The 18440-nt window shown below is 29.2% G+C and carries 19 protein-coding genes; all 19 read left to right on the top strand.

Annotated elements, in window-relative coordinates:
* Positions 1–7: 7 nt before the first annotated feature.
* Positions 8–1000: an ornithine carbamoyltransferase gene (gene argF, locus Tmeso_RS12550; protein WP_099191715.1), complete on the top strand. Its 993-nt coding sequence runs from the start codon at positions 8–10 to the stop codon at positions 998–1000.
* A gap of 127 nt (positions 1001–1127) precedes the next feature.
* Positions 1128–2033 (top strand): carbamate kinase, encoded by a 906-nt coding sequence (gene arcC, locus Tmeso_RS12545; protein WP_099191713.1) that lies wholly within the window; start codon positions 1128–1130, stop codon positions 2031–2033.
* 101 nt (positions 2034–2134) lie between these two features.
* Positions 2135–2968, top strand: a complete 834-nt coding sequence (gene yabG / locus Tmeso_RS12540; RefSeq protein ID WP_099191711.1) for a sporulation peptidase YabG — start codon at positions 2135–2137, stop codon at positions 2966–2968.
* Positions 2961–4274 (top strand): N-acetylmuramoyl-L-alanine amidase, encoded by a 1314-nt coding sequence (locus tag Tmeso_RS12535; RefSeq protein WP_099191709.1) that lies wholly within the window; start codon positions 2961–2963, stop codon positions 4272–4274. Before yabG ends, Tmeso_RS12535 begins: the two co-directional genes overlap by 8 nt.
* A gap of 94 nt (positions 4275–4368) precedes the next feature.
* The gene (locus Tmeso_RS12530) at positions 4369–4626 is read left to right on the top strand and encodes a Veg family protein (RefSeq protein ID WP_099191707.1); all 258 of its coding nucleotides are present in this window, start codon (positions 4369–4371) and stop codon (positions 4624–4626) included.
* Positions 4627–4715: 89 nt separating this feature from the next.
* Positions 4716–6266 (top strand): DUF3794 and LysM peptidoglycan-binding domain-containing protein, encoded by a 1551-nt coding sequence (locus Tmeso_RS12525; protein ID WP_099191705.1) that lies wholly within the window; start codon positions 4716–4718, stop codon positions 6264–6266.
* Between the two features lie 329 nt (positions 6267–6595).
* Positions 6596–7963 (top strand): oxaloacetate decarboxylase subunit alpha, encoded by a 1368-nt coding sequence (locus Tmeso_RS12520; RefSeq protein WP_099191703.1) that lies wholly within the window; start codon positions 6596–6598, stop codon positions 7961–7963.
* Between the two features lie 12 nt (positions 7964–7975).
* Positions 7976–8287, top strand: coding sequence for an OadG family protein (locus tag Tmeso_RS12515; protein ID WP_099191701.1), 312 nt, complete (start codon positions 7976–7978; stop codon positions 8285–8287).
* 32 nt (positions 8288–8319) lie between these two features.
* Positions 8320–8682, top strand: coding sequence for a biotin/lipoyl-containing protein (locus tag Tmeso_RS12510; protein ID WP_099191699.1), 363 nt, complete (start codon positions 8320–8322; stop codon positions 8680–8682).
* Positions 8683–8705: 23 nt separating this feature from the next.
* Positions 8706–9818, top strand: a complete 1113-nt coding sequence (locus tag Tmeso_RS12505) for a sodium ion-translocating decarboxylase subunit beta (RefSeq protein ID WP_099191697.1) — start codon at positions 8706–8708, stop codon at positions 9816–9818.
* A 184-nt stretch (positions 9819–10002) separates the two neighbouring features.
* Positions 10003–10878: a 4-(cytidine 5'-diphospho)-2-C-methyl-D-erythritol kinase gene (ispE, locus tag Tmeso_RS12500; RefSeq protein ID WP_099191695.1), complete on the top strand. Its 876-nt coding sequence runs from the start codon at positions 10003–10005 to the stop codon at positions 10876–10878.
* On the top strand, positions 10844–11554 hold the full coding sequence (locus Tmeso_RS12495; RefSeq protein WP_099191693.1) for a GntR family transcriptional regulator: 711 nt from the start codon (positions 10844–10846) through the stop codon (positions 11552–11554). Before ispE ends, Tmeso_RS12495 begins: the two co-directional genes overlap by 35 nt.
* A gap of 129 nt (positions 11555–11683) precedes the next feature.
* On the top strand, positions 11684–11854 hold the full coding sequence (locus Tmeso_RS16500; protein ID WP_187296342.1) for a CLC_0170 family protein: 171 nt from the start codon (positions 11684–11686) through the stop codon (positions 11852–11854).
* 4 nt (positions 11855–11858) lie between these two features.
* On the top strand, positions 11859–13388 hold the full coding sequence (locus tag Tmeso_RS12490) for a spore germination protein (RefSeq protein ID WP_099191691.1): 1530 nt from the start codon (positions 11859–11861) through the stop codon (positions 13386–13388).
* Positions 13385–14485: a GerAB/ArcD/ProY family transporter gene (locus tag Tmeso_RS12485; RefSeq protein WP_099191689.1), complete on the top strand. Its 1101-nt coding sequence runs from the start codon at positions 13385–13387 to the stop codon at positions 14483–14485. Before Tmeso_RS12490 ends, Tmeso_RS12485 begins: the two co-directional genes overlap by 4 nt.
* Positions 14482–15630, top strand: coding sequence for a Ger(x)C family spore germination protein (locus tag Tmeso_RS12480; RefSeq protein WP_099191687.1), 1149 nt, complete (start codon positions 14482–14484; stop codon positions 15628–15630). Before Tmeso_RS12485 ends, Tmeso_RS12480 begins: the two co-directional genes overlap by 4 nt.
* A gap of 50 nt (positions 15631–15680) precedes the next feature.
* Entirely contained in the window at positions 15681–16328 is a 648-nt protein-coding gene (gene spoIIR, locus Tmeso_RS12475) for a stage II sporulation protein R (RefSeq protein ID WP_099191685.1), read from the top strand.
* A 15-nt stretch (positions 16329–16343) separates the two neighbouring features.
* Positions 16344–17027, top strand: coding sequence for a spore cortex-lytic enzyme (gene sleB, locus Tmeso_RS12470; protein ID WP_330400352.1), 684 nt, complete (start codon positions 16344–16346; stop codon positions 17025–17027).
* A complete protein-coding gene (gene ypeB / locus Tmeso_RS12465; RefSeq protein ID WP_099191683.1) occupies positions 17003–18367 on the top strand; it encodes a germination protein YpeB in 1365 nt (454 codons plus the stop codon). The genes sleB and ypeB overlap by 25 nt, the downstream gene beginning before the upstream one ends.
* Positions 18368–18440: the final 73 nt, after the last annotated feature.

The raw sequence follows: 18440 nt of genomic DNA, 5'->3' as shown, positions 1-18440 counted from the left end.
TTTTTTAATGCCAGTAAATTTAAAAGGAAGAAATTTTATAACATTAAAGGATTTTACACCAGATGAAATTAGATATATGTTGGATCTATCTATGGATTTAAAAAATAAGAAAAGAGCAGGTATAAAGGGCAACCTGTTAGATGGTAAAAATATTGTTTTATTATTTGAAAAGACATCTACTAGAACTAGATGTGCATTTGAGGTTGCTGGTTTTGATGAAGGTGCCAATGTCACATTTTTAACAAATTCTCAGATGGGTAAAAAAGAATCTATAGAAGATACAGCTAAAGTGTTAGGAAGGTATTATGATGGAATTGAATTTAGAGGGTTTAAACAAGAAACTGTTGATTGTTTAGCAAAGTATGCAGGAGTTAGTGTATGGAATGGACTTACTGATTTATATCACCCAACTCAAATTCTAGCAGACTTTTTAACTGTAAAAGAGCATGTAAATAAAAGCCTTAATAAAGTCAAGTTCGTGTATGTTGGAGATGCTAGAAATAATATGGGTAATTCACTTATGATAGGTGCAGCTAAAATGGGAATGGAATTCGTTGCACTTGCTCCAAAAGAGCTATGGCCTTCTAAAGAATTAGTAGATGAGATGAATGAAGTTGCAAAAGAAACTGGAGCTGTAATTAAGCTTAGTGAGAATGTCGATGATGTAAAAGGTGCTGATGTTATTTATACAGATGTTTGGGTCTCTATGGGAGAAGAAGATCAATTTGAGCAGAGAATAAAACTATTAACTCCGTATCAAGTTAATATGGATATGATAAAGAGAACTGAGAATGACGACGTTATATTCCTTCATTGTCTACCTTCCTTCCACGATCAAAATACTGTAGTGGGAAAAGAGATATATGAAAAATTTGGTCTTAAAGAGATGGAAGTTACAGATGAAGTATTTAGATCTAAGTATTCTAAGGTATTCGATGAAGCTGAAAATAGAATGCATACTATAAAGGCTGTTATGGTTGCAACTATAGGAAATCTATAAAAATTTGCCTCATGCTAACGCATGGCTCATGGCCTCAACAAGTCTTACGACTCTGTTGCTTAGAAATAGTTTATTAAATACATTCAAAACTATATAATTTCTTATAGAATAAAAAGGAGGCTTTACTATGAGTAACAAGATAGTTGTTGCGCTTGGAGGTAATGCTCTTGGCAAAAATCCTAAAGAACAATTAGAATTGGTTAAAGAAACAGCAAAACCTATAGTTGATTTGATACAGGAAGGAAATAATGTAATTGTAGCTCATGGGAATGGGCCACAAGTTGGAATGATAAATTTGGCTATGCCTGAAATGCCTTTCCCAGAATGTGGAGCTATGAGTCAGGGATATATAGGTTATCATCTTCAAAATGCAATTAGAGAAGAGTTTTCAAATAGAAATATGGATATTCCTGTATGTACAGTAATAACTCAGGTTATAGTAGATAAAGATGATGAAGCATTTAATAATCCTACAAAGCCTATAGGAGCTTTTTATACTGAGAAAGAGGCTAAAAAACTGGAAGAAGAAAAAGGATATGATATGAAAGAAGATGCAGGGAGAGGATATAGACGAGTTGTGCCATCTCCTATGCCTACAGATATTGCAGAAAAGGAAACTGTTAAAACATTAGTTGATAATGGACATGTAGTTATAACTGTTGGAGGAGGAGGTATTCCTGTTATAGAGGATAATAAATCTTTAATAGGAGTCCCTGCTGTTATAGATAAAGATTTTGCAAGTGAGAAAATTGCAGAAATATTAGATGCTGATTATCTAATAATTCTTACAGCTGTAGAAAAGGTAGCTATAAACTTTGGGATGGAAAATGAAGAATTATTAGATACATTAAATGTTGATGAAGCATATAAATATATTGATGAAGGTCATTTTGCACCTGGATCTATGCTGCCTAAGGTTAAAGCTGCTATAAAATTTGCAGAGTCTAAACAAGGAAGAAAATCTCTTATAACATCTCTTGAAAAAGCAAGTGATGGAATACAAGGAAAAACAGGTACATTAATTATAAAATAATGATTCTCTAATATAATTAAATCTCAATGTTCTCCATACAGGGGAACATTATTTTTTTGCAAACATAAAATATATTAATCCCACTAGGCAGGAGGAATATGATGAAGATAGGAGATTTAGTTGTTAGAAAATCACATGGAAAAGATGTTTTGTTCAGGATAACCGATATTTTGGAAAGTAAAAATAAAAAAAATCAAGTTATTTTAAAGGGTATAGATTTTAGGTTGATGGCTGATTCATCTATAGATGATTTAGAAATGGTAGGTCAAGAAGATTTTAGGCAGTATGTGTTCAACAGACATATAGAAAGTCTATTAACACGAGCTGTAAGAAATCGAAGTGATAAACAAAAAAAGAATTATAGGAATGGTTTTGGAAGACCTGGGAAAGTACTTCATTTAGATGGTGATGGTGAATATTTAAAAATATGCTTAGAAGCTTATAAAAAGCTAGACATTGAAGCTGTAGGCAAGGTGGTCGCAGAATCGGACCAACATAAAGTAGTGGGAGAGCTTTTGAAAGAACATTCACCAGATATATTAGTCATTACAGGTCATGATTCTATACTAAATTCTAATCATGATATTAAAGATTTAAATAATTATAGAAATTCTCGAAATTTCATAAAAGCAGTTTCAGAAGCTAGAAAATATGAAAATGCTATGGATGAACTTATTATCTTTGCAGGAGCATGTCAATCATATTATGAGGCTATATTAAGTGCAGGAGCAAATTTTGCAAGTTCTCCTAGCAGAATATTAATACATTGCTTAGACCCTGTTTTGATAGTAGAAAAAATAGCTTATACAAGGATTGATAAAGTAATGCACCTTGAAGAGGTTTTTCAAAATACTATAACAGGAATAAAAGGTGTAGGTGGTTTTGAGACAAGAGGAAAGTATAGGTCTGGATTACCTAAATCTCTATATGAATAGAGGTGATACTATGGATAGAAAATTTAGAAATCTTATAGCCTATAAAGTATCTAAAAATATTTCGAAAGAGTTTCATATTCAGGCCATTATGTGTCAAGCCATTATAGAGAGAACTAATATATTCAGGAATATATCAGATGGGAATTTTAAAAAACAAGAATTTAATATAGAGGATATATACGATAAAGCGCTTGAAGCCGTTGATAATACTAAAAATTTAGTGATAATGTTTAATGATTTTCCAATTTGTGCATATTACCATGCTTGTTGTGGTGGAAGTACAGAAAATAGTGAGTATTTATTAAATACAAAAATAGATTATTTAAGAGGAATTACTTGTCAGGAATGTATGTTGAATAAAGAATCTGATAGTATAGTAGATCTGGATTTAGAAGAACTTGAATCAATATTCAAATGCAATATGTCTCAAAATTTAATGAATGAGTATTCTATAAATAATATGCTGAAGATCTTGAAAAAGACCAATGGAAATAGAATAGAGAATATACTAGTTTTTAATAAAGAGATTAAAGGAAGTGTATTTAGTGAAAATTTAAATTTAGAATCTTCTAGATTTGGATTTAGACCTATAAAAATAAGATTCTATACAAAGGGAATAGGGCATGGATTAGGTCTTTGTCAATATGGAGCCAATGAAAAAGCAAAAAATAATTGGGACTATAAAAAAATTTTAAATAATTACTATACGAACGTTACAATATATAAGTTAGATGATTTTAGTTTAGATTTACCTATCAAAAATAAAAAAATATTTATAGATGCAGGTCATGGAGGAGAGGATACAGGTTATACTAATGGATCATTAACAGAAAAAGAAATTTCATTAAAAGTAACATTGAAGTTAAAAGAAAAGCTAGAAAAGGTAGGGGCATGTGTATATTTATCAAGATCTAGTGACGAATATATATCTTTAGATAAAAGGGTAGACATGATTAAAAAATCTAACCCTGATTTCTTAATTAGCATACATTTAAATAAGTCAAAATTTGAAGGTGTAAGCGGAGCTGAAGCTATATATTATTGGGGAGATATGAATGGAAAATCAATAGGAGAAAATATACTCAGTAATTTAAAAAAGAAAATGAATATAAAAAATAGAGGGGTAAAGGAAGGTAGTATATATATACTAAAAGAAAGTGCTTGTAATGGAGTATATTGTGAATTAGGATATATATCTAACCCGTTAGAATCAGAGCTTTTATCTAAGTCTGATTTTATTGATAATATAGCAAATAATATAGTATATAGTATACTTGAGTATTATGAAAATAATATATTGACATAAAAGATGAAAATGGATAAAATATAATTTTATATGTTTGACATAGATTCAAATATATGATATTATGTAAACATACAATGGAGAAGAAGGTGATTTTTTGGCTACGAAACACACTTTGGATCAGATAAGAAAAGACATAGAAAAGCATGTTGGAAAGAACGTAGTTCTAAGAGCAAATAAAGGCAGAAAAAAGATGATTGTTAGAAAAGGAATCTTAGAAAATACGTACCCTAGTATATTTGTTGTAAAAATAGATGATAGTAATTGTACTAGAGTATCCTATAGTTATTCGGATGTATTGACGTCTACGGTTAAACTTCAAATTTGCACAAGTGAAAATATGAGTGTATCTTAATTCCATCTAAAATAGATGGAATTTTTTTTGATTTAGTTAAATATAATAATAATGTGATATTTGTATATATTTAACTAGGGGGGATAAGAATGGATTTAATAAAGGATATAATGAAGATAGACAATAGAAGTGATTTTGGTAGATTTCAAACTTTTTTAGAATCTGAAATTTTAGTACCTGATACGAAGGATGATGTTTTTGAGATAGTAAAGGCAGATGCTTACATATCTTTAAAGAAGGAAGAGTTAATGCAAGGAAAAATAATATTAAGAGGAGATTTAAACTATAATACTATTTATATAACTCAAGACAAACAGGTTACTAATTTAAGTGGAAAAATAGATATAAACGAGGCTGTTGAAAAAGAAGATATTTCTCCAGCTATGAAGAGTATACTACAAAGCAATATAGAGCATATAGATTGTAGCATAATAAATGAAAGAAAGATAAAACTAGGCTGTTTAATAAATATTACAGGTAGCTTATTTTCAAGAGAAAAAGTTGATATTATAAGAGACATAACTGGAATTGATGATATACAAACTAGCAAAAAAGAAATATACTATGATGACGTAATAGGAATAGAAAAATCAGAAACTATAGTAAATGAAATAATAAATTTGGGTGAAAATCAAGATATTAGCTCTGTATTGTCATTAAATCCAAAGGTATTTTTAAAGGAGACAAGGCTATCAGATAACAAAGTTATCTTAGGAGGAGTAGTTGAGCTGAATCCTATTGTTTTAAATAAAGAAGAAGAGATGATTAAGTTAAGATCTAATTCTGTAGAGTTTACACAGTTTATAGAAGTAGCTGGGGCTACTCAAGGAATGAAACAAGATTCTTATATGAACTTAACAGATTTTAAATTTAATTTAAAAGATGACGATTCAGGAAAAACTAATTTGGTAGAAATTGATGCAACTGTTAGTACAAAGGTCAAAGTATCAGAAAATATAGTAAAAGAAACTCTTCAGGATGCTTATTGTCCATATAAAGATTTAAAACTTGAAGATAAAAGTTTTGATTTAAATAAAATAGTTGATTTTGGTGAAGATGATTTTATAATAAATGAAGTTATACAAAATGATAGAGATGATATAGAAATAAAAGAGATATTAAATGTAGATTCAAAGTTATTTATAACAGACAATTTTATAATAGAAGAAAAAATGAATATAGAAGGAATAATTCACGTTGATATACTATATACTCCTGTAGAAGGTCTAAGACCTATATACAGCATGAGTGAAGAAATACCGTTTAAACAAAGTATAGATTTAAGCAATATAAATGATAGCATGAAGCCGTACTCAAATATAAACATAGATAGTATAAATTACAGTATACAAAAAAATGAAATTGAATTAAAGATAAAAGGGAAAACTAGATTTGAAATCGTAGAAGATTTGAAGAGCTCATTTGTAATTAATGGAGAAATTATAGGAGACATAGATTCTTCATCAAGACCTAGTATAACTATATATATAGCAAAAGAAAATGATACTCTTTGGGATGTAGCAAAAAGATATAATACAACAGCATCAGAAATAGCTCAAACTAATGATATGAATGAAGAGGATTCTTTAAAAGAGGGTCAATACTTAATAATAGAAAAGAAAGTAACATTAGACATATAGTAAAAGAGGACTGTTTCGATTAGAAGTTAAATTCTAATCGAAACAGTCCTTATTTTTTACATATAAGAAAAATGTATGATTTAACATAAATCTAATTTTATGTATGTTAAATATTACTAAAAAATAATAAAAAGGTTGACTTTTTTTTTGTAGCATAAAACATAAAAATAACTAAAATAATAAAATTGTTTTATTAAAAATCCTTTTTTAACAACTGTACATAAAAAATACAAATTGTTAAAATAATAGTAATGATAGATACCCAAAAGATAAGATAACAAAAGGACTTAAAAGAATTGAAAATTCTATTAAATAAAGAGGTGAATGTAGTGAATAGACTTAAAATAATGGAAACAGCTTTAAGAGATGGGCACCAATCTCTTATAGCAACAAGACTTACAACTGATGAAATACTTCCAATACTTGAAGTCATGGACGAAGCTAATTATCATGCGATGGAAGTTTGGGGAGGGGCAACATTTGATGCATGCCTTAGATTCTTAAATGAAGATCCATGGGAAAGACTAAGAGAAATAAGAAAAAGAGTAAAAAAGACAAAACTACAAATGCTTCTTAGAGGTCAAAATCTTTTAGGATATAAGCATTATCCAGATGATATAGTTGAAAGATTCATACAAAAATCTATAGAGAATGGTATAGATATAATCCGTGTATTTGATGCTTTAAATGATACAAGAAATCTAGAAACTTCAGTAAAAACTATAAAAAAAGAAAAAGCACATTGTCAGTGTGCTATATCTTACACGACAAGTAAAGTTCACACATTAGATTATTATATAAATTTAGTAAATCAAATGGAAAGTATAGGAGCAGATTCTATATGTATAAAGGATATGGCAGGTATACTTACTCCTTACAGCACATATGAACTTATAAATGAAATAAAGAAGAATACAAAACTTCCTATAGAACTTCATACTCATGCCACTAGTGGGATAGCATCAATGACATATATGAAAGCTGTAGAAGCTGGAGTTGATATTATAGATACTGCTATATCACCTTTTTCGGGAGGAACTTCTCAACCGCCTACTGAATCTTTAGCAATAGCACTCTCAGAAAGTAATAGAGATCCTAAACTTAATATAAAAGCTTTAAACGAAATAGCATCATATTTTAAACCAATAAAAGAAAAATATTTAGAAAATGGAGTTTTAAATCCTAAAGTATTAAATACTGAGCCTAAGACTTTAAGCTATAAAGTTCCAGGAGGTATGCTTTCGAATCTTTTATCTCAGCTTAAAATACAAAATGCAGAAGATAAATATGAAGAAGTTTTAGCTGAAGTTCCAAGAGTTAGAGAAGACCTAGGATTTCCACCACTTGTAACTCCACTTAGTCAAATGGTAGGAACTCAGGCAGTATTTAATATTTTAACAGGTGAAAGATATAAAATGGTGCCTAAAGAGATAAAGGATTATGTAAAAGGTCTTTATGGAAAATCACCAGCTCCTATAAAAGAAGAAATAAAAGAAAAAATTATAGGAAAAGGAGAAGTTATAACTATAAGACCAGCAGATCTTTTAGAACCTGGATTTGAAGATGTGAAAAAAGAAATACAAGGTTTATATAAAACTGAAGAAGATATTTTGTCATTTGCCCTTTTCCCTCAGGTTGCTAAAGATTTCTTAGAAAATAAAAAAGATGATATTTGTAATATAGAAGTTATTATGTAAGGAGGTAATATTATGGAAAATATAACTATTTTAGAAGGTATTAAAATCACTTTTTTAAGTATGAGTGTAGTATTTGTAAGTCTTTTTTTTATTTCTCAAATCTTAGAATTATTTAAAGTTGTTTTTTATAAAAAAGATTTAGAAAAACAAAAGCAAAAAGATTCAGAAATATCAATGGATGATTTTAAAAATGATGCTTATGAGCAAATCAATGAATTAGATGAAGAAATAGATCTTGTTGCAGCTCTTACAGCTGCAGTTTTAGCAAGTAATAATCATAATAACTCAAAAATTAGAATTAATAGCATAAAAAGGGTAGCATAAATTTAAAGAGAATAGAAGGAGCGGTTATAGATATGAAAAAATATAAAATAAACTTAAATGGGAAATCATATGAGGTTGAAGTAGAAGAAATTACTGAATCTGAAGTTCAGGTAGAACCTAAATCTGTTCCAAAATCAGTAGAAAAGATAAAATCTATTCCTTCAAAAAAAACTTCTACCCAAGGTGAAGATGTAAAAGCCCCTATGCCAGGAACGATTGTTTCTGTTAAAGCAAATGAAGGAGACAATATTAAAGCAGGGGACGTACTTCTTGTTTTAGAAGCTATGAAAATGGAAAATGAAATAGTTGCTCCGGTAGATGGACAAATAACTTCAATAAATACGTCAAAAGGAGCAAGTGTAACAGGGGGAGATGTTTTAATTACTATAGGATAACAGCTAAAAAGGACGTGATTAATATGCTAAGGATGTTACAAGAGTTCTGGTTTTCAACTGGATTTTCAGCTATGACTTATAAAGAATTGATTATGATTATAATATCATTCGCCTTTCTTTATTTAGCTATAAAAAAAGGTTATGAACCTTATTTATTAATTCCAATATCATTTGGAATGCTTTTAGTGAATTTGCCAAAAGCTGATTTAATGGGGGATAGCGGACTACTACATTATCTATATATGGGGACAAAGCTTGGGATTTATCCACCACTAATATTTTTATGTGTTGGAGCAAGTACTGATTTTGGGCCACTTATCGCAAACCCAAAAAGTATTCTTTTAGGAGCAGCGGCACAGTTTGGAATATTTTTTGCATTTATAGGAGCAATACTACTTGGATTCACTGGGCCTGAAGCGGCATCGATTGGAATAATAGGAGGAGCTGATGGACCTACAGCTATATATCTTACTAGTCAGTTAGCAAAAGACCTTTTAGGGCCTATAGCACTTGCAGCTTATTCATATATGGCTTTAGTTCCTATTATTCAACCTCCTATTATAAGATTTTTAACTACAAAAGAAGAAAGAATGGTTAAAATGGAACAGTTAAGACATGTATCTAAAAAGGAAAAAGTAATATTTCCAATTATAGTAGCTGTTTTTACAATTTTACTTTTACCATCTTCTGCACCATTAATAGGTATGCTTATGTTTGGAAATCTAATTAAAGAATCTGAGATGGTTCCAAAGCTTGTTGAAACTGCTCAAAACTCTCTAATGTACATAATAACAATTATTTTAGGACTTACAGTTGGTGCAAAAGCAGATGCTAATACTTTTCTTACTGTTCAAACACTTGGAATAATAGCACTTGGACTTGTGGCTTTTTCTATTGGGACAGCATGTGGCGTTTTATTTGGCAAAATCATGTATAAGATGACTAAAGGAAAAATAAATCCCATGATAGGAGCAGCAGGAGTTTCTGCTGTGCCAATGTCAGCGAGAGTTGTACAAAAGATGGGTGTAGAGGAGAATCCTTCGAATTTTCTTTTAATGCATGCCATGGGACCTAATGTTGCAGGGGTTATAGGATCGGCTGTTGCAGCGGGGATACTACTTAATATTTTTAAATAAATAAAAAAGGTTGTCTTGACTTATAAATTAATTTATAGACTAAGGCGACTTTTTTTTGGGTCCATTATATAATTTACAAAAAGTTATATACAAGGAAATTATATAATACTTTGTTATACTATGTATTATGTATTATAATATAATAAAGAATTAAGGCTATTTTTAAATTAATTAGGAGGAGTATATGAAAAGCTTGAATTTAAAATGTAGAGCGAAAATAAATTTATCTATAGATGTACTTGGAAAAAGAGAAGATGATTATCATTTAGTAGAAATGATTATGCAAACTATAGATTTATATGATAATGTAAATATAGAGGAGATAGATAGAGGAATATATATAGATTGTGATAATGAATATGTACCCACAGATTCTAGTAATATAGCTTACAAAGCTGCTGATTTGATAAAAAAAGAATTCAATATAGATAAAGGTGTAAAAATAGTAATAAATAAAAATATACCTGTAGCAGCTGGGTTAGCAGGAGGAAGTACAAATGCTGCCGCTGTTTTAGTTGGGCTTAATAAACTATGGGATTTAAAATTAACTCAAAACCAACTTATGGAGATTGGACTAAGGCTTGGAGCTGATGTTCCATTTTGCATATTGGGAGGAACTGCAATTGCTAAAGGGATAGGAGAAAAATTGACTAGAATAAAAGGTTTAAGAAATGTTAAAATACTTATATGTAAGCCAGATATATTGGTTTCGACAAAGTGGGTATATCAGAATCTAGATATGAATAATGTATCTAGAAGACCTAATACGGACAATATAGTGAACACTCTTGAGGAAAACGATGTACAAGCTTTAGCTGATAGTATGGTTAATGTACTTGAAAGTGTAACTGAAAATAAATATATAGAAATAAAAGAAATAAAGAGAACAATGATTAAATATAAGGCGTTAGAATCTATGATGAGTGGAAGTGGACCAACAGTATTTGGAATATTCGATAATTTAGATTATGCACAAAACGCAAAGGAAGAATTACAAAAAGTATACAAACAAACATATTTAGTTAATGCTTATAAGGGAGGAATCGAAATTGAAGGATAACTTAGAAAAATTGAAGTTAGAAAATTACAAACCTTTAAGGGAAATAGTATTTGAATATTTAAGAGAATCAATATTAAAAGGGAAATTAGAACCTGCACAAAGACTTATGGAGGTTCAATTAGCCGAACAGCTAGGGGTTAGTAGAACACCGGTTAGAGAGGCTATTAGAAAATTAGAGTTAGAAGGATTAGTAGTTATGCTCCCTAGAAAAGGAGCATATGTTGCAGATGTATCATTAAAAGATATAATAGAAGTTTTAGAAATAAGAGCAGCATTAGAGGGGCTTGCAGCATCTGTTGCAGCTGAGAGAATGACTGATGAAGATTTAGAAAAACTAGAACTTATATCCTATCAGTATAAGAAAAGCTTAGAAAATGGAGATATAGATATGATGGTTAAAAAGGATATAGAATTGCATGATCTTATATTCAATTCAACAAACAATCAAAAACTTATTCAAATAAACAACTCTTTAAGAGAACAGGTTTATAGATTTAGAGTGACATATATATCAGATCATGATACTTCTAAGAATTTAGTGAAGGAGCATGAAAATATAATAGAGGCTATATATAATAGAAATTCTAAAGAGGCTATGCAAAGATCTACTGAACATATGGAAAATGCTCAAAACTTCATAATAGAGAAATCAAGAAGAAAGAATTGCGAAAAATAAAAGTCCTAAAATTTTAGGACTTTTATTTTTTTGTATGTATTTAAATTTAATTTTGGGAAAAATTATATATAGATAGACTAAGTTATATAGAAATTTGTATATGAATTGGGATTTATAGGAGAGGATAATATGTATATAATTGGTTTACTTTTAATAGTAGGCATATATATGTTGGTATGGGACTGTAATATTTTGAAAAAAAAGAAGCTAAATAAAGAATACAATATAGCCAAATTTTTAGGAATATCTTATATTGCTATGTCCGCTGCATACTATATATATTATGTAAATAGGAGGTGAATAAATGCAAGTTAAAAAAGATGAATATAAGCTTGAATATAAGCTTGATATTATAAATAAAGAATTTGAAAATTGCGATGATTTGGTTATAAGAGAATTTGATGTTGGTGTTGATAAGGATTGCAAAATGGCTATTGTCTACATTGATGGTATGACGGATAAGGCACTAATTAGTGAATTTGCTTTAAATAATTTGATGGTTTCATCTAGAGTAGCTACGCCTAATGATATAAAGAACAATATAGAGGATTTAATAAAGAAAAAAACTATAGCAATAACTGAAATAAAAGAAATTAAGGAAATGAAAGAATGTATTAATAATATCCTGGTAGGAGAAACTCTTTTATTTATAGATAATGTCGAGGAATCTATATTATTATCTTCAAGAGGATGGCCAACTCGTTCGATATCAGAGCCGCAGTCTGAAGTTGTAATAAGAGGAGCTAGAGATGGATTTACTGAAACTTTAAAAGTAAATACGTCCTTAGTTAGAAGAAGGATAAGGGATACAAATCTAAAAATAAAGAATCTATCAATAGGAGAAAAGTCAAAAACGGATGTAGCCCTACTATATATAGAAGATATAGTCAATAATGACGTTTTAGAAGAAGTTAAAAAAAGACTAGATGAAATAGATATAGATGTAATTCAAGAAAGCGGAGATATAGAACAGCTAATAGAAGATGATTGTTATTCTTTATTTCCTCAAATACAGAATACAGAAAGACCTGATGTGGTAGCATCTTCTTTATATGAAGGAAGAGTTGCAATATTAGTAGACAATACACCCTTTGCTCTTATGGTCCCAGTTACTCTAACTACATTTTTACAATCGCCTGATGATTATTATGAAAGATGGATAATAGCTAGCTTTGTAAGAATCATAAGATGGATTGCTGCGGGATTTTCTTTATTCTTGCCATCTTTGTATATAGCCATATCTTCGTATCATCCAGATATGTTACCGACAGATCTTGCTGTATATCTTGCAGCAACAAGACAAGGGGTACCTTTTCCTGCATTTACAGAAGCTTTTATAATGGAAGCTACATTAGAACTATTAAGAGAAGCTGGAGTTAGACTTCCAAGAGCGATTGGATCTACAATAGGTATCGTAGGTGGTCTTGTAATAGGTCAAGCTGCTGTTCAAGCTGGCATAGTAAGCCCTCTTATGGTAATTATAGTTGCTATAACTGCAATATCTTCTTTTGCAATACCAAGTTACAATATGGCAATAGGATTTAGGATATATAGATTTGGATTTATGATTATGGCATCTATATTAGGTCTGTATGGAATAATATTAGTGTTCTTAGTTATGCTAATAGATTTAGCTAATTTAAGAAGTTTTGGAATTCCTTATTTAGAGCCGTTATGCTCTGTTGGAGAAAATTTTAAAGATCTTAAAGATAGTATTATAAGGGCACCTATACCATCCATGGATACAAGACCTAAAATGTATACAAAAAAAAATCGAAATAGATTAGATGATAAAAGAAAAGAGATATTCGGGGAGGATGATATTAAAAAATGATTTCAACTAAAGAAAAAATAGGTACATCTCAGATGATAACGCTTTTGATGAGTACAATACTAGGTGTAGGTATTTTATCTTTGCCAAGAAACTTAGCAGATGAAGTCAAAGGTTCAGGCTTCATAATTATAATTATATCAACATGCGCATGCATTCTCTTTGGATACTTTATATATAGAGTTATATATAAATTTCAAAATAAAACTCTTATGCAGATAAGCTCAAATGTTCTAACTAAACCAATAGGATACTTAATATGTATTGTATTCATAATATACTACTTGGTGAATATGGCTATTATAACTCGGATATTTACAGAGGTTGTAAAAATGTATATGCTAAAGAAAACCCCTACAGAGGTTATAATAATATCTATGCTATTTGTATCTGCCTACGGATCAAGAAAAGGAATAGAAGGTATAGCTAGGATATCTCAGATAATATTTTTCTTGATGGTAATACCTATAATGTTTATATTTTTATTTGCACTTCAAAGCGCCGACTTCACTAATTTAATGCCTATTTTCAATATTAAGATATCCGAGATATTTCCAAATATATTCTTAACTAATTTAGCATTTGCAGGATTCGAGTCTATGCTTGTATTAGGTATTTTTATAAAAAAGCCTAAAGATGGATTTAAAATACAATGGATCTCATTAGGAGTTACGGGTATTGCATATGCATTCTTTACAGTTATAAGTATAGCTGTATTTGGACAAACTGAAACTGCACATCTAATGTGGCCTACATTAACTATTGTAAAGATAATAGATATACCTGGAGCATTTTTAGAAAATTTAGATGCATTGGTTATGGGAGCGTGGACTCTCAATATATTTATATCAATATGCGTTTTATTTTTTTGTGTATCCTTAATAATTGGAGATATGTCTAATTGCAAAGAAATAAATTATTTCAATTATGCTATTGTACCAATTATATATATATTAGCCTTATATCCTGATAATCTAGCTCATTTATATGACTTAGTTAGCAGTAAATATGTAGTTGCGCTACAAGCAACAGTCATAGCAGGTATTCCTTTTATACTATTTATATTTTCGCAATTTAGTAAGAAGGTGAAAAAAGTATGAAGCAGAAATATACGATTTTAATTATAACAATGATTACAGGTGTATTAATTACAGGGTGTTGGGATAAGGTTGAAATAAACAATAGAGGGTTTGTAATAGGTCTTGGAATAGATAAATTAAAAGAAGATGAAAAGAAAGAAGAATTCGACAGAATAAAAGTATCATTCAAAATACCTAATGTGGCTCTTCTTGGAACAAAACAAACACCAACTAAGGAACCATCTTTTTATTGGGAAGGTGAAGGAGAGTCCTTTGATACTATAATAAATGAAATAGAAGCAAAATCTCCATTTGACTTAGAATTATCTCATAATAAGGTAATAGTATTAGGGAAAGAAATACTTAAAGATGAAAAGTTATTTAAGCAAACACTTGATGGAATAGATAGAAATAGATACTTTTCAAGAAAGATGCATATTTTGGTATCACAAGAAGATGCTTCAGAGCTTATAGCCATTAAACCAAACGAACAACCTCTTGTAGGAGTGTATTATTCAAATATATTAAATTCAGCAGTATCTAATGGTACAGTAATAGATGGAAGTTTAAACAAGATATTAGGAGAGATACAAGAAACTGAAAGTGCTGTATTTCCTATGACTACTAAAACTTTTAACAATGAGAGAATAGAACTTATTGGAGGAGTTGTTGTAAAAGATTATAAATTTAGACAAGAGTTAAATAATTATGAATGCAAATTTTTGAATATGATTACTAAAGATAATTACAATATAATGGATATTCATGTTGATTATAAAAATGTACCTGTTGCTTACAAAATAACAAGTAGTAAAAGTGAAATGAAGGTAACTGAAAAAGATAATAATTTGATATTAGATATATATATAAATACTGAAGGAAATATAACTCAACATGAATTTGGAGTAGAGGGGCTTATAGCAAATAATAAAGCTATTCACGGTGTAGAAAAATTATCTAACAATAAGATAAAAGAAAATATCAATAATCTAATATCTAAATTACAAAAAGATAGCTTAGATGTTATAGGTGTAAAAAGAACCTTATACAAATATAATCAACCTTTATATAAAAAAGTAAATGATGATTTTGATCATTATTTCAAAAATATGAAAGTTAATTTACATGTAGACAGTAAAATTAGAAGAATAGGTATAGTAAGGTAAAAAAAGGGCAAAATAAAGATATATAATAAATTAATTTGGGGGGATAAATTATGAGAAAAATTTTAATTGTATTTTTTATATCTTTATTTTGTTTTATGAGTACCATATCTTATTTAGATGATGTTTATGCAAACAGAGATAACTATAAAGAAAAACTAATAAGATTTCATGTTATAGCAAATAGTGATTCTCAAAATGATCAAGCATTAAAGCTAAAGGTTAGAGATAAAATAATAGAGTTCTTGTCTCCGAAGTTAGAAAAATCAAAAAGTATAGAAGAGACTAAAAGTATTATTACAAAAAATATTAAAAACATACAGAAAATAGCTTTAGATGAAATAAAAGAAAATGATAAAGAATATACAGTAACAGCGAATTTAGGTTATTCAAATTTTCCTACAAAAAAATATTCTAATATAGTACTACCTGCTGGAGAATATAGAGCATTAAAGGTTGTAATAGGAGAAGGAAAGGGTAAGAACTGGTGGTGTGTAATGTTTCCACCATTATGTTTTATAGATATAAATCATGGAATAACAGATGATAAAACTAAGAAAAATTTAAAAAAAGTTCTTACTAAAGAAGAATATAAAATGATATTAGTTGATAATAAAGATGTTAAATTAAAATTTAAAATAGTGGAGATATTAGAAAAAATAAAGAACAAGAATATTAAGCTAGATTTAGTTAAGAGATAATAGGAGTGATTTATTTTGAAAAAAATACTATTATTAGTTTCAGTATGTTCTATGTTAATATTATCGTTTATAGCATTTTATGTAGATGATTACATATCATATGGCCAATCTAATATATTTTGGGGATCAAAAGGCGATGATGTTAAAGTTGTTCAAACTAAACTTAAAAACTGGGGTTATTACAATGGTTCTATAGATGGAGTATATGGATATAAAACCTATGAATCCATAAAGAAATTTCAAAAAAAGAATAACTTAAAACAAGATGGAATAGTTGGAAATCAAACAAAAAAAGCACTTGGAATACAAACTCAAACTAAAAAAGTGGCAACATCTAGAAGTGATGAGATATATCTGTTATCTCAGGCAATAACAGGAGAAGCTAGAGGTGAGCCTTATGTAGGTCAAGTAAGTGTAGGAGCGGTTATATTAAATAGAACTAAAGATTCTAGATTTCCACACTCAATAGCCGGAGTGATATATCAACCAGGAGCATTTACTGCAGTTGACGATGGTCAAATAAACATGAAACCTTCAGAGTCTTGTATAAAAGCTGCAAATGATGCTATTAATGGATGGGATCCTACAGGTGGGGCTGTGTACTATTGGAACCCTGCAACAGCTACAAGTTCGTGGATATGGAAATTAAAGCCTATGTTTAAAGTGGGCAAACATTGGTTTGCAAAAGAAACTTACTAGAAAGAAGTGATATTTTGAATTCAAATAAAAAAACAAATATCTTATTGGGTTTACTTGTCATTTCATTTATATGGGGAATGACGGGATATTCACAAAAAATAGCATACAAGAGAAGTTTAGATGCTCAATATAAAAGAATGTTTTACGATGTTATAGGAAATGTAGAGACTATACAATCAGATTTATCTAAGGTAAATGTAAGTACTTCTACAAAGCAAAATATAATACTTCTTACTGATATAATGAGTCAGTCTTATTCAGCTCAGGATAAAATGTCTCAGCTTCCACTTAATCATAAATCTATTATGAAGACTGAAAAGTTTTTAACACAGTTAGGAGACTATACTATAACGCTGGCTAAAGAAGCTTTAGATGACAAACATCTAAATGAAAAGGAAAGAAAAAAGATATCAGAACTACAAAAAAGTGCTCAATATTTATCAGAAGAATTAGGAAAAGTACAATCAGATATAGCTAAGGATAAAATTGAGTTTACAGATATTGCATCAAAGGCAAATAAAAAAATGAAAGAGTCGAATGCAAATATAATGGCAACTAGTATGATAAGAATAGAAGAGAGAATGGGTGAAACACCTGAACTTATCTATGATGGGCCATTTTCAGAACATATAGGAAATATAAAACCGAGACTTAAAGGAGATAAAATAGACAAAGATAAAGCAAAAGAAATAGCTTTAAAATTTTTAAAATATAAAAATATAACAGAGCTTAATTATGATGGAAGAATAAAAAATAATTCTATACCAGGATATATATTTAATAGTGAAAATGTAAGTGCATCTATAAGTGAGACAGGTGGGAAAATAGTATGGATGATAGATACAAGACAGATAGGACAACCTTCTATAGATAAGAAAAAGGCTCTTGAATTAGCTAAAAAGTTTTTAAAAGATATTGAATATAAAAATATGGTTCCCACTTATTCTCTTACTAAAGATGGAGCTACAACATTTAATTTTTGTTATAAAAAAGAAGGCGTTAGTATATATCCAGATTTAATCAAAGTAAAGGTGGCTCTTGATAATGGAGAGGTAATAGGGGTTGAATCCCAAGGATATTTAATTAGCCACTATGATAGAAAAATAAGAAAACCAGAAGTAACACCTGAAAAAGCTAGTCAAAGCATAATAGATGGAGCGAAAATATTAAAAAATAAATTGACTATTATACCTACTGAAGGTAAAAAAGAAAAGCTTTGTTATGAATTTAAAGTAGAGTATAAGGGAAGAGATTTCTTAATATATGTAGATGCTATAACAGGAAAGCAACAAAAAATATTTGAATTAATAAAAAATCCAGATGGTACATTAACCATGTAAAAGAAGCTTATTGCTTCTTTATTTTTTTGTCAAAATAAAATATAATCAAAAATGTACTATGTAACATATAATT

The organism is Tepidibacter mesophilus (genome assembly GCF_002724055.1).
Taxonomy (GTDB): domain Bacteria; phylum Bacillota; class Clostridia; order Peptostreptococcales; family Peptostreptococcaceae; genus Tepidibacter_A; species Tepidibacter_A mesophilus.
This window is presented reverse-complemented; position numbering and strand designations above follow the sequence as displayed.